The organism is Sporosarcina sp. SAFN-015 (assembly GCF_051966875.1).
GTDB lineage: Bacteria > Bacillota > Bacilli > Bacillales_A > Planococcaceae > Sporosarcina.
In genome coordinates this window covers 87,440-100,008 of sequence record NZ_JBQCKP010000008.1, presented here as the reverse complement: position 1 = coordinate 100,008, position 12,569 = coordinate 87,440, and the positions used below count along the sequence as shown (strand labels likewise).

The window sequence follows — 12,569 nt, the reverse complement described above, 5'->3', positions numbered from 1 at the left end:
CCAAGCTTGTTGATTTCCAATAGATTTTGTTAGCTCCTGTTATAGCTATATACATGAGCTGATGTCCAACCCTTCAGATTCTATTACAATTGCTTTCATTCCTCTAAATGTTGTCGTTTCATGTCCTTCCCCTTTTTCCCATAAGACGACATTTCCTGCTGTAATCCTTGCCTTTGCATCCTCACCTGCTCGGACCCAGCCTTCTCCTTCTATTACGATCAGCATTTGCGGAACTGCCGCTACGTGATAACCTACTATTCCATTTTCCCCCAATTCCATCAGTCCTACATGAGAGGGCTGATTGGTCATTAATAGTTTTCTCATAATAAAGCTTGAATCGTATTGCGTAATGTTCTTTCCTATAACATTATTCAGATGTATAATTCTCAACTTGCGCCCCCCTTTGGACACGGAGAAATTCCGTAACAATCGGCAAATCTGGAGAGCTAATGTTGCTAGGCAGATCGTTGAATGAAAAGAATTGTAAAGACAACACTTCATTTTTCTCCGCAATTAATTCACCCTCAAAATTTTCACAAATAAATGTGGCTACTACGTTATACACTTCATCACCATGTGGATAACGATAATAAAGTTCCTTTCCAGAATAGACGTTGAATAAAGACAGTTCGTTTGCAGTTAAATTCGTTTCCTCATAGAGTTCCCGCTTTGCAACATCTTCCAAGGTTTCACCAAGTTCCATAGATCCACCAGGCAGTCCCCAGCAATTATTGTCTGTTCTTAGCTGAAGGAGAAGTTGATTTTCTTCATTTGTCACTATTACATTCGCTCCAACCATAATGATTGGCCGCGTACCAATCAGTTTTCTTAATTCACTAATATACCCCATGAAACACCCCTTATTTTTATCATTCTCTTTTAAATGTAGGACTCAATTCACTCCACACATCAAATCGATTTCCGTCGACATCTGAAAACACAAAATTGATTCCTGCATGCCCTCGGTTCTCAATCTCTCCCACCTGCACTTCACGTTCCTTTAAACTTTCACGAAGCAACTTTAAAGCCTCTTTCCCATCGACTTCAAAAGTTAGTGAAAAGCGCTCATTCCCATAAGCGTCTATAAAGTTGGTAGTCTCTTTTTCTTTCGATTTAACGAGAAAGAAACTTTGATCGGCCAAATCCAAAATTGCCTTGTCTTCGTCCTTATAATTCAATTGTGCATCCAATTTTTCAACATACCATTTAGCAGCTAGGTCAACATTAGATACAGGAATATACGTAGTACCAACCCTTAGTAATCTATTATTCATATGCTCCACCTTCCTTTTCACATCAACTAATTCAAATCGTTCGCAGACAAGCAGTAAATCTTCACTGAACTCCAACCCAACTTTGCCAAGCTCCCGCTTGAAATAACGTTCATGGATCTCTTTCCAATTCCGATAAGATCCATCACCTTCTGCCAAAGCAAACTCTTCCGTCACTTCATTCATCGGTATAATGGATACATCCACCGTTTTAATGATTGCAACCGGCTCTTCCAAACTATTTAGAATGATACTGTACTCCTCAACTACCGGGACTGGTTGATTTTCCAATTCATATAATACAAGCGCCGAACAAGTCGCCGTCTTCCGTCCGTCGATGACCGCCTGAGCCAGCTCATCTACAGCTTCGCCAAACATCCATGCACTGACAATTGTAGGACGTTCTTTATCTCCCCAAAATTGATTCCAATATTCCTTTGCAGCCTGATTCATTAGTTCTCCTCCCCATTTTCAGCAACTTTTTTCACTCGCTTTACAAAATCGACAACGACTTTGTCAGTGGCAAATAGTAAAAATAAATTTACGAACCATTTCAGCGGTTTATTTGTAGTCGTATAAATAAATCTAGTTCTTCCTTCATCAATCTTATCAAGTTCATAACCAGCTGTTATCTCGAACATACCACTGAGTGTAAACCCGACTTTCATCTTTTTTTCATTCGGAGAATTCAAATAGTCGAGTGTTTCAACCTCATACTCCATGACTCGCTTGCCTTCTCTATATTTCTGTAAATATATACTTCCCACCATTCCTTCTTTAATGGTAATGGGCTCATTTGAGACGACTTGCGGCATGATCTTTTGCATGTTCTCTAAAGTTCCATCTAAATACTTCCAAACTTGTTCAATTGGTGCATCAATCTCAATTTCCTTTGTCCACTGCTTCACTAATAATTCCCCTATTCTCGGATACTATTTAACCGTACTTAAAGTCCTATAATGTACTATGTTCGTAGCGGTGAAATCAATTGCACGTATGAGTTGTCATTTTTCGGACAAATGACGGCTGGCTTCATCATTCCACCAAAACTGATTGTCACTTGTTCTTCCTGTATCCCTTTTAATGCTTCTAATAAAAAACGCCCATCAAAAGTCATATCCATAGCAGGATTACCATTCACCTTACTTATTCTTTGGTGTTCTTCGATCGTTCCAATTCCTACAGAGTTTGTTGTAATTTTTAAAATGCTATTGTCAATCACTGCCAAGTGAACATTGTTATGCTTCCATTCTTCGGAGAAAACGCAAGCCCGGTCAATCCCCGATATTAATTCTTTCGTATCCATCGTAATTTCCGTCACAAAACCCTCCGGAATTAATGATCCTGTGTTTGGATAATTCCCTTCAATTAATACGGAATACAGGTTTGTATTCTCTGTGGAAAATACGATCATATTAGGCCCAATCGATATTTGTACTGTAGCAAAGCTGGATTCTTTCAATAGTAGAAGTTCGGTTAAGCTTTTATTTGGAACAACGATAGAATGGGATGCTTCAGTAAAATTGATTTCTATCTCTTTTCGCGATAAACGGTGGGAGTCAGTTGCAATACAAGTAAGTTTATTGTTGCCAAACTCCATCTTCACACCTGTCAACACTGGCTTAGCGTCACTTTTAGAAACTGCAAATATCGTTTGCTTGATCACTTCTTTTAATGAATTGAAATTGAGCTTAACGGAATGAAGAATTTCGATCTTCGGCAATTGCGGATAATCCGCTGCATGTAAACCATTCATTCTCGTTACAATATCACCAGATTTGATAAGGACAGACTGCAAATTGTCAGATGAAATCTCAATGTCATCAGGCAATTTTTTTAGGAGATTCATAAAATGCTTTGACAATACAACAACACTGCCGGTTTCATGAACCTCAACGACTGTTTCCTCATTTATTTGTATAGGGATTGTCTTTTCAATGAATAACTCTGAATTACCGCCAGTTAGAACGATTCCTTCACGGTTTGCTTCAATTTTAATCCCAGAAAGGATTGGTAGCAGACTTTTAGTTGAGCATATTTTATATAATTCCGAAACGATTGCTGTAAATAATGTGTTCTTTATAATAAATTTCATGGATATATTCCCCTTAGTACTATTTCAGTTATCAATCTCAACTTTATGCCATACCGACTTCCAATTCTTCTTGCTAATGCGTTGATAATAATATTTCATTCGCTCTTCTGTTTCCCTGAAGTAAGGCGTAGGTCTTATGTGGAAGCTGACGGCGTCTTCTATTCCATGCGGAGCAGTCAACACTACCTTTCCGTCTTCCAGTTTCACGCCTAATGCAGTAGCTGTTTCAGGAAATTTGGCTATTGCTTCAGTGGATGACGAATAGGGAAGATCATTGTTCACAGTATGCATTCTAGCTTGATTTTTTACAGACCAAGGAATTGCAGGCAAATGTCGCTTTAATATATTTTCATAATTTTTTTCAATTTCTTCATCTATGTTGGATGGATCAAAATAAATCACATCGATATCCGGTAAAGGTGTTCTTTCATTAAACTCATGTAGCACATCCCAAATTTTTGATCGTACGAAACCCGCGCATACCCACCAATCAGGCAAATTCAAAGACTGTGCACTCCGTAAAATATCCATCATCCACTTATCTTCAGAAACCAAGCGGATGACATCCTCCTCATCATAAATCATAATACGACTGCCTTTTTTTCGATCCTTACATGAATCAATTCATGCTTTACTTTAAATCCAGCAGCTAGATAAAGTCTTATAGCTTTCTCATTTCCATTATCAACACATAAAGAAATTTCTTTAATATCCTCATAAGCGAACAATTTGTCCAACGCAAAAGTTAACAGCTTTTTGCCAATCCCTTGTCTGCGAAATCGATCCGAAACAGCAATGTATTCGATCGAGCCTTCACCATGTTGAGGATCAGCTTCGATATAGACATAACCAGTCAATTGTTCATCACTTGCAGTGATAAACAATTGATTTTCTTCACTTAGTCGTCCGAAAATTGTTTGTGCACTGAAATAAGTTGATGGAAAAGCTTGTTCATGCAATTCTACAAAGTCATCTTTATAAGCAGAATTGTATTCTTTTACTCCTCCCTCAACGATTTTCTCCCATTCACTCTTCTTGGCAGCTAGAACTGTATGACGCCCTTGTGATTTCCCCCCATGTGAAATGGAGAATTGTTTTGCATATTCGTTTTCACAGTTGAGGAAAAAGTTATACCGATCCACTCGCGAGGCTGATAATGCAGTTACTTTCTCCCAAAGTTCATTAACAAGATCTGTATGAATAAGTTCATCATTCACAAAGGGTCCCCATACTTCTGCGCTTCTTTCTTCTAAAACGATGTCTAGTCCGATGGCACCTATAATTTCTTCTTTCTCATAAGCGACCATGAAGGAATTCGCCAAATCTAAGTCTGAAAAATCGCTTGTAAGCGTGTCGAATATCTCTTCTATTGCTTCTCCGCAATAGCCGATATGTTGGCTCGTCTCTGTATTCATTTTCGCAAGATAAGTGGCCAAATCTTTTGTCCTTCTTGGTGATTCTATTACGAAAGTCATCCTTTATTTCCTCATTTCATATAAGCATATAATGTTTCTGCAACTTCGTACTCAGCAAAATTATAGATTTGAAGCGAAAATGGACAAGTAGAATCCACTTCTTTTTCAATGAATGAGATGTTGTGTATTTTAGCATCTTCTAATTGTTTATATATCAATTTATCCAAATCACTGATTTGTGAAAGGTCATCAACACCTAGCCAACCCAATTCCCAACTTTTCTTATCAGTTTCATACATTAAACTAAAAGCATTAATTTCTATCCCGTCGACTAAGACATAGCTATGTTCTTCCAACAATCCATCCATTGCAGCATGCCTCCAGCTCTCAATCGGCAAATTCGCAACAGGGTTGTCGGTATGTGTTTCTGTATACGTTTTTTTACATAACTGAATAAAACTATTCATTATTGCTTCATTTGTTCGTATCTCGCTGATTGATAAAATTCGTTCATCCTGCACAGATTCACCTTTGGGCAATATAGGCCCGATATGTATTATCTCCGTTTTTCTAATCATCCTGAATTGATTTCGGGTTAATATATCTTTTACTTGATAAAATCTGTCGTCCAGCAAGAAAAATAAAGGCTGCTCATATTTATTTTCCAGCTCAGTAATCAATGATTGAAGTACCTGTTCATCGACTCCATCCAGGTTATAAGCAAGTTGGACATAAATACAATTTGGATGCCAAGAAGATTTATGTGTTGAAGCAGCGGCAAGTTTTTGAGCTGCAATTTGGACAGTAAATATATCTTTGTGCAATTTGGCGGAAATGCTACTGTGGAATCGTTCCTTCAAATCACGATTCTCCCAGAATACTTTGTCGATGAAATTGCTTAGTTTGCTTAATTCATCCTTATCACTTTTATCAAACTTCCTTATTATCAATCCAATACTCCTTCCCATCATCACTGCGATACATAAAACCATAGTCGATGAAAAAACGTCGAATGGTCGCAAAATCAGGATGAATTTCTTTGAGAATAGCGTTTATCTCTTTTTCCAAATACACTTTTCCAACTTCAAATCGCTTAATTATTTCTTGGGCAATGATATACTTCCTTTTGTCTTTGCTTGGAAACGTATCTAGCGGACCATCTAACCCTTTTCTAAAGTAACTTTTTAGCACTTTCTCTCTTTCTATTTCTGTAACTTGAAATTTTTCTACCATCTCTATCATTCCTTTGTATTTTTCATAGTGATCACTTAATATGTTCCTACACTCCTACCATGTCATGTCCAGCTTGTCCGCATAGAAAGTAATGGCTCTCCCATAAGATTTGATATCCGGATCGTTTGAAGTTTGCACTAGGCAAGTGAGGAGAATCTCCATCGCCTTTACGTGTTCTCCGACGTTATAGAGTGTCATAGCATAGAACGTTTTCAGAACATTGTTTTCTGGAAAGCGCGAAAGGCCGTTTTCAAAGACAGCCTGCGACTTTTGATAGCTTCCCAAAGTTCGGTATGTACTGCCGAGTCCAATAATTGCACCTAACGTATCTTCTTCGTTCAATCCTAATTGAAGAGCTTTTTCATAGTAGGGAACGGCTTGCACTTCCTTTCCCAAAACGTCAAAACTCCATGCACATTGGTAATTAATTTCGGCATTTTCCGGATCATTTTTTGCCAATTCCTTTAGAATTTCATTCGATTCAGTAAGTTTTCCTTCACTTCTCAATAAAATGGCTTTGTTAAGATTCACCTTCATTCATTCCCTTTCTTACCCTTCAAGCATTGCTAAATAAGGAATTTCCTCACCATCCACAACTGCAATAAGGACCGGAGTATTTGTTTCATATATAACAGTCCCGACAGGAAGCTTATTTGCATTTCCATCTCGGTATCCAAAAGCTTTCTTTTTCTGTTTTTTTATCTCTACTATTTGCTCACCTATTGTATAATCCAATTCAAGTACCCATTTAACTCCTTCAACATTTGAATAAACAATTCCTTCGCACATAAAAATATCGGCCTTGTCATTAGATAGAAAATCCTTCGGTGTTGGATTCCCCTTGTAGGCCTCTTGGATGCTGGAGCAACCAGCTAGACTAAGAAATACAAAAGTGGCTATGAGCAAAAGTCGTTTCAATGCTTAGCCCTCCAATGCTTTGCTTTTAGAAATATCATCGAAATGAACTTTTGATATTTCAAGAAGCGCGAAGCTGTTTTTGGCTATCATTGTTTTAATGCGATCAAACTCTGTCCACGCAAGTGCAAACTCATCGTCTGATATGATTCGACTGTTGTGCGCAGCTTCTAATTCGTCAATATCTTTCTCTATTATTTCCCCACTAGGCAGCACGATCAGATCTAAAAACAAATCATCCATCCATGGTCCATTTATTGAACAATAGCTATTCTCTCTGCAAATATCGATATACCATTGGACAATTTGACCGGTTGAATTAAACACCGTTGTCACAGAAAAATGCTTTCCATCGGGGAAATGCTGCAGCCAGCTATATCCCTTATCTGCGATGCAAACTGCCCTTCCCATATATGTTTTGTAAAGAGGCGCAGCTACATCATTCATTTCAAGCAGGGTTACATATCCTTTGAATTGTGGTGTGGAAATATATGTTTCTGCATACCCCCTATCCACTATCCGCTTCCAATCATATCGACTTCCGTATTTGCGTTTTAGCATCTCTGCTTCACTCTCCGTTCTGCATCGGCCTTGCGTTATAATTCTGAATCTCTTCTATTTCGAATAAATTCTATTGCTAAATGATAAGCAGTGACCGTAAACAACTGAGTGATTTCCTTGTTTCGAATCATTTCCTCCATGCTAGCAAAAGGTAAATGTTTTACTTCCAGAACTTCCGTCTCATCCAACTCTTGTTCATGTATACGTTTTGCACCAGTCATTAAAAAAGTGATTACTTTATTCGTTTGGGTGGCTGGATTGACCATGAACTCCCCTAAATGAATCAGCTTTTGCTCCGAAACATAGCCAGTTTCTTCACGTACTTCACGTCGAATCGCCTCTTCATACGATTCGCCTTTCTCTACTTTCCCTGCCGGAATTTCAAGATAATAATCGTTTCCTGGATGGCGATACTGCTCTACAAGAATGATTTCACCATCTTCCGTCAATACGATTGCGTTCACCCAGTCCGCATACTCATTTACGTAGTAATCTTCAATAACTGTTCCATCGGACATTTGACAAGTATCTCTCCTCAAATTGCCAAATGGTGATTTATACTTGTATTCACTGTTCAACAATTTCCATGTACCCAACTGCTTTCCCTCCATTACAGCCTATGTACTTTTTGATGTAAGACCCAATCTTCCAACACTTGATTGAATAAATCCGATTTAGCAACTGGAAAACCGTGTCCGATACTAGGGACGAATAAAAATTCAAAATGTTCGTTCGTCTCGACAATCTTCCGAACGGATTTTTTCACAAGCCCTTTCTCTTTTTCACCAGCAGTCACTAAAACACGGGCAGTGCTTTTCGAACAGTTTTCCGGAAGTGAGTACGCCATATTTTCTTTGAGAACATTAATTAGTGCGTCGGCATTCATTTTCAAGCTTTCTTCATAATATTTATTGAAATACGCGCCATCCATATATAGTTGTTTCGCTTGAGCTTTGGCGAATGTCTTATTTTTAATAAGTGGAAATGTCATCTTTATTGTCAGGGGAATGAAGGGGATCATGTACTTCATCGGAATGACTACCGCACTGTTGATGACTGCAGTTTTTATTAAATTTGGTGCCAGACTCACGATTTCCAAACAGATTTGAGCGCCAATTGAAAAACCGATAATATGTACGTCTTTCTCCTCTTTCTTCTGCTCAATCAACTCCATAATTTCTAGCGCATTTTCATGGATAGAGAAGGAGGTTTCATTATTCCTGTTCCCATGCCCTTGCAGTGTAGGAACTAAGCAATGATACTCACTGAAATACGTAATTTGCTTATCCCACATCCATCCGCCAACGCCGCCCCCGTGAATGAACACGAGGAGCGGTCCTTCTTTATTGCCAAATTCCATATAATCTTTATGCAACTTGATTCCCCCCTTAACTGAACCGTAAAATATGTGTCGTTTCAGAAGCAGAATCATCAAATGAAAAGCCGCCTGCGCGATAAAAAGCATCCGCCTTCGCTGAATCTGTTCGGACAGTAATTTCTTTGAAGTGCTGCTTAGCGTGTTCAATGATCGTTTGCAACAATAATGTCCCGACCCCTTCTCGTCTGACAGCTTCAAGTACATAAAACCTTCGCAAACGTCCTACATCAGCTTCTTGTGAAAACGGTGATTGATTGATGCCGCCGATCGCCACTACGGAATCTTCTTCATTTTTGACACAAAACAATACTTCGCCTGGCTTATTGAACGTATTGGTGCCATCCTCAAATTCATTCACAAGCCGTGTGACGAAGCGATAACCCTCCTGTTCACTTTCTTGTACGAGTTCTTCGATATCCAATTCCCGTAAATCGTTTACCTTCTCGACGATGTATTTCATTTGCTCTCCCCCTCAATTTAATGTCTATAATATACATTCAACAATGCATTTCAAAAAACCTGCCATTTCCTAATTTTCGAGAGAATTAAAAAAGCCAGTTCGTTGCGGAACGTGGCTACTGCTTAATATTCATATTGCACCCTCATTGTCGAGCGGACGCTAATTTGCCCGCCTTCGATCGGTGTTGATACACTTTCTGACATAGCTGCTTTGAAAAATGGAGTAGACTGACTACCATTTTCGACTTCAGTGACTCTTACAGGTTGTGGTGCAATTTGGAGTTGTAAAGTGTCGGCAATAGTTTGGGCTTTCATCTGAGCATTTTGTAAAGCCTTGACTATAGATTCCTGCTTATACCGATCAACATTTTCAACTGAGAATTGTATATTGGAAACCCGATTCGCTCCATGCTCTACCGCCGTATCGATTACTTCCCCTACTTGCTGAATATTAGTAAGTTTAACCGAGATGGAATTCGAAACTTCATATCCTTTAAATATTTGTTCCCCATTCACATAATCGTATCTCGGAAATATTGAGTAATTTACGGTTTGAATATTTTCTAGTTGAATGCCCAATTGATCTAATGCTTGAATGATGTTAGTCATGATTGCTGCGTTTTCCCGTTGAGCTTCGCTAAGTTGTTCACTCGTCGTGTTTACTTCCAATTGATTTACAGCTGTGTCTGGCAAGGCTAAAACCTCCCCTTGACCGACGACGGTAATCGATCGGGCACTTTGTCGGACTTGTTGTCGGATATATGGGTAATACACATTATCCCTCCTTGCTTTTTTATCATCATATGCCAGACCAGTTGTAATAATTATTATAGGAACTTCGCTTTGAGCACTTAAGATCAAATTAAAAGGGCGTCACAGAAAGTTGTTTAGACTTTCTGGACACCCCCTCTGTGACTTATAAAATCTTACTAAAAAAAGCCTTTGTTCTCTCGTTCTTCGGATTTGAAAAGATTTCATCAGGCGTCCCTTCCTCTACTAATAACCCTTGGTCCAGGAACAATACCCGATCTCCCATTTCCTTCGCAAACCCCATTTCATGAGTAACAACGACCATCGTCATGCCTTCCATGGCCAACTGTTTCATGACATCCAATACTTCCTTCACCATTTCCGGATCCAATGCAGACGTCGGTTCATCAAATAACATGACTTTCGGCTTCATTGCAAGCGCTCTTGCGATAGCAACCCTTTGCATTTGTCCACCGGATAGTTGTTCAGGGTAAGCATTCGCCTTATCGGACAGACCTACTTTCTCAAGAAGCTGCATTGCCAATGCTTTTGCGTCTTGTTCATTCATTTTCCGAATTTTAATAGGTGAAATTGTAATATTATCAATGACTCGCATATGAGGAAACAGGTTGAATTGCTGGAAGACCATTCCAACTTCCCGCCGAATATCATTAATATTCGTTTTGGAATCATTAATTTTCACGCCATCTATAAACACTTCGCCCGCAGTAATTTCTTCAAGGAGGTTGAGGCATCTTAAAAATGTACTTTTCCCCGATCCACTCGGACCAATTACACAGATGACCTCCTTCTCCTTTATGTCGTAATCAATACCCTTTAGCACATCTAATTTTCCGAACGATTTGTGCAAATTTCTTACTTTTATCATCGCAATCCCCCTCCCGGTTCCGAACGTCGCATTGAAAAAACAGACCTTCTTGAGGACGGGACATAACTATTGCTGAACCTTTTTTCGATATAATTAATAAGCTTCCCACAGATAAATGTCAAAATGAGATAAAGGACGGCGACCGTTAAATATGGCTCCCAAAATCTTGAATATGCACCCGCGACCACTTTCCCAGCATACAGTAGATCGCTCGCAGCAATGACTGTGACGAGCGAAGAATCCTTCAACAATGCAATCAATTCATTGCCGAGCGGTGGAATCATCCGTCTGAATGCTTGCGGAAGGATGATCAATTTCATGGCAGTTTTATGCGGCATCCCGAGAGAACGCGCAGCTTCCATCTGTCCTTTATCGAGCGATTGAATTCCAGCACGGATAATTTCTGCGTTATAGGCGGCACTGTTGAGCATAAGTGCTAGCGATCCCGATACAAAAAATCCTAATGAATGCCCAAACATACTAGGGATCAATGCGGTATGAATCAATAATATTTGCACGAGTAATGGAGTTCCTCGAAAAAAATCTACATACATTTTCGCAGGAATATGGATCCACTTCCGCTTCGATAGTTTGCCCATTCCAACGATCAGCCCTAATATGAATCCTCCTATATATCCTACCGCTGTCAATCCGAGGGTTACCCAAATCCCACGAATAAACAGTTCCCGATAGCTCCATATATTTTCAAACATTTCAATTCGTAAACCTAAAAACTCCATGAACATCACCTCCAAGATGTGTATAGATGTTGCTTATAAAGATCACTCCACATCAAAGCCGGTGATTTCTTTCAACTTTCCATTTTCCTTAATCTTTTCTATTCCTTCATTTAACATATCTAGTACTTCCTGATTCCCTTTCTTCACCATCAACCCATAATATTCTTTTTCAAAACTGTCATCTTCAATTGTCTTCACTTTCACATTAGGGTTATTTGCTTTGTAATCAATGATTACTGCGTTATCACCAACAGAAGCATCCGCATTACCGTTGATCATTTCAGTAATAGCAAGAGGCATTGTCTCTGCGGCTACAATTTTCGAGTTTGTCTTCCCTAATAAATCAGCTACAACAATATGTCCTGTCGTATTGATTTGGACAGAAACACGCTTATCAGCCAAATCTTCGAATGACTCGACATCCGAATCTTCAGGTACAAGAATCAATTGATTCGCTATAAAATAAGGATCGGAGAAATCATATGATTGCTCCCTCTCCGGAGTAATTGTAATTGAAGAAACTGCGAAATCAACTTCCCCATTATCGACCGCCGGGAATAACGGCTCCCAACCATAATTTTTATATTCCACTTCGAAACCTGCAGCTTCCGCGATTGCATTTACGATATCAATATCAATACCAATAATATTCCCCTTTTCATCCATATACTCCATTGGCGCATATGTCGCGTCCGTGCCGACAATCAATTTTCGTTTTCCGCTTGTCTCATCGCCGCCAGATCCGCTCGTTTTTGTAGAACCTGTTCCGCATCCGATTAGAACAATGGATGTGCACACCAATGCGATGCCAACCAAGAAACGTTTTACTGATTTCTCCATTTGGACTCCCCCTTATTTTCTAC

The 12,569-nt window shown here is 39.2% G+C and carries 19 protein-coding genes and 1 pseudogene; all 20 read right to left on the bottom strand.

The features are described 5' to 3' along the window. Window positions 1-45 precede the first annotated feature (45 nt). Window positions 46-390, bottom strand: coding sequence for a cupin (locus ACTHPA_RS14360; RefSeq protein WP_440501141.1), 345 nt, complete (start codon window positions 388-390; stop codon window positions 46-48). Further along, on the bottom strand, window positions 368-850 hold the full coding sequence (locus ACTHPA_RS14355) for an NUDIX hydrolase (protein WP_440501140.1): 483 nt from the start codon (window positions 848-850) through the stop codon (window positions 368-370). The genes ACTHPA_RS14360 and ACTHPA_RS14355 overlap by 23 nt, the downstream gene beginning before the upstream one ends. Before the next feature lie 19 nt (window positions 851-869). Continuing rightward, complete coding sequence (locus ACTHPA_RS14350) at window positions 870-1,274, bottom strand: VOC family protein (protein WP_440501256.1); 405 nt, start codon at window positions 1,272-1,274, stop codon at window positions 870-872. 3 nt (window positions 1,275-1,277) lie between these two features. Beyond that, window positions 1,278-1,724, bottom strand: a pseudogene (locus ACTHPA_RS14345) (ASCH domain-containing protein); the annotation flags it as partial. Then, window positions 1,724-2,179 (bottom strand): SRPBCC family protein, encoded by a 456-nt coding sequence (locus ACTHPA_RS14340; protein ID WP_440501139.1) that lies wholly within the window; start codon window positions 2,177-2,179, stop codon window positions 1,724-1,726. The gene ACTHPA_RS14340 and the pseudogene ACTHPA_RS14345, both read right to left, overlap by 1 nt. A gap of 56 nt (window positions 2,180-2,235) precedes the next feature. Further along, on the bottom strand, window positions 2,236-3,366 hold the full coding sequence (gene dnaN / locus ACTHPA_RS14335) for a DNA polymerase III subunit beta (protein WP_440501137.1): 1,131 nt from the start codon (window positions 3,364-3,366) through the stop codon (window positions 2,236-2,238). A gap of 24 nt (window positions 3,367-3,390) precedes the next feature. Further along, entirely contained in the window at window positions 3,391-3,951 is a 561-nt protein-coding gene (locus ACTHPA_RS14330) for a nucleotidyltransferase family protein (protein ID WP_440501135.1), read from the bottom strand. Beyond that, a complete protein-coding gene (locus tag ACTHPA_RS14325) occupies window positions 3,948-4,841 on the bottom strand; it encodes a GNAT family N-acetyltransferase (RefSeq protein WP_440501133.1) in 894 nt (297 codons plus the stop codon). The genes ACTHPA_RS14330 and ACTHPA_RS14325 overlap by 4 nt, the downstream gene beginning before the upstream one ends. An 11-nt stretch (window positions 4,842-4,852) precedes the next feature. Next, a complete protein-coding gene (locus tag ACTHPA_RS14320) occupies window positions 4,853-5,731 on the bottom strand; it encodes a hypothetical protein (RefSeq protein ID WP_440501131.1) in 879 nt (292 codons plus the stop codon). Next, window positions 5,712-6,014 (bottom strand): DUF2087 domain-containing protein, encoded by a 303-nt coding sequence (locus ACTHPA_RS14315; RefSeq protein WP_440501129.1) that lies wholly within the window; start codon window positions 6,012-6,014, stop codon window positions 5,712-5,714. The genes ACTHPA_RS14320 and ACTHPA_RS14315 overlap by 20 nt, the downstream gene beginning before the upstream one ends. A gap of 54 nt (window positions 6,015-6,068) precedes the next feature. Continuing rightward, window positions 6,069-6,551: a tetratricopeptide repeat protein gene (locus ACTHPA_RS14310; protein ID WP_440501127.1), complete on the bottom strand. Its 483-nt coding sequence runs from the start codon at window positions 6,549-6,551 to the stop codon at window positions 6,069-6,071. A gap of 12 nt (window positions 6,552-6,563) precedes the next feature. Beyond that, on the bottom strand, window positions 6,564-6,932 hold the full coding sequence (locus ACTHPA_RS14305; protein ID WP_440501126.1) for a hypothetical protein: 369 nt from the start codon (window positions 6,930-6,932) through the stop codon (window positions 6,564-6,566). A gap of 3 nt (window positions 6,933-6,935) precedes the next feature. After that, complete coding sequence (locus tag ACTHPA_RS14300; RefSeq protein WP_440501124.1) at window positions 6,936-7,490, bottom strand: DUF402 domain-containing protein; 555 nt, start codon at window positions 7,488-7,490, stop codon at window positions 6,936-6,938. 35 nt (window positions 7,491-7,525) lie between these two features. Further along, the gene (locus ACTHPA_RS14295) at window positions 7,526-8,086 is read right to left on the bottom strand and encodes an NUDIX hydrolase (protein WP_440501123.1); all 561 of its coding nucleotides are present in this window, start codon (window positions 8,084-8,086) and stop codon (window positions 7,526-7,528) included. 14 nt (window positions 8,087-8,100) lie between these two features. Next, window positions 8,101-8,865, bottom strand: a complete 765-nt coding sequence (locus ACTHPA_RS14290) for an alpha/beta fold hydrolase (protein ID WP_440501122.1) — start codon at window positions 8,863-8,865, stop codon at window positions 8,101-8,103. 13 nt (window positions 8,866-8,878) lie between these two features. After that, window positions 8,879-9,328, bottom strand: coding sequence for a GNAT family N-acetyltransferase (locus ACTHPA_RS14285; protein WP_440501120.1), 450 nt, complete (start codon window positions 9,326-9,328; stop codon window positions 8,879-8,881). Window positions 9,329-9,450: 122 nt separating this feature from the next. Next, window positions 9,451-10,101: an SIMPL domain-containing protein gene (locus ACTHPA_RS14280; RefSeq protein ID WP_440501119.1), complete on the bottom strand. Its 651-nt coding sequence runs from the start codon at window positions 10,099-10,101 to the stop codon at window positions 9,451-9,453. A gap of 142 nt (window positions 10,102-10,243) precedes the next feature. Then, window positions 10,244-10,966: an amino acid ABC transporter ATP-binding protein gene (locus ACTHPA_RS14275; RefSeq protein ID WP_440501118.1), complete on the bottom strand. Its 723-nt coding sequence runs from the start codon at window positions 10,964-10,966 to the stop codon at window positions 10,244-10,246. Beyond that, window positions 10,963-11,706, bottom strand: coding sequence for an amino acid ABC transporter permease (locus ACTHPA_RS14270; protein ID WP_440501117.1), 744 nt, complete (start codon window positions 11,704-11,706; stop codon window positions 10,963-10,965). The genes ACTHPA_RS14275 and ACTHPA_RS14270 overlap by 4 nt, the downstream gene beginning before the upstream one ends. Before the next feature lie 42 nt (window positions 11,707-11,748). Further along, window positions 11,749-12,546 carry a basic amino acid ABC transporter substrate-binding protein gene (locus ACTHPA_RS14265; protein WP_440501116.1) on the bottom strand — a complete coding sequence of 266 codons (798 nt, stop codon included), beginning with the start codon at window positions 12,544-12,546 and terminating at the stop codon, window positions 11,749-11,751. Between the last annotated feature and the right edge of the window lie 23 nt (window positions 12,547-12,569).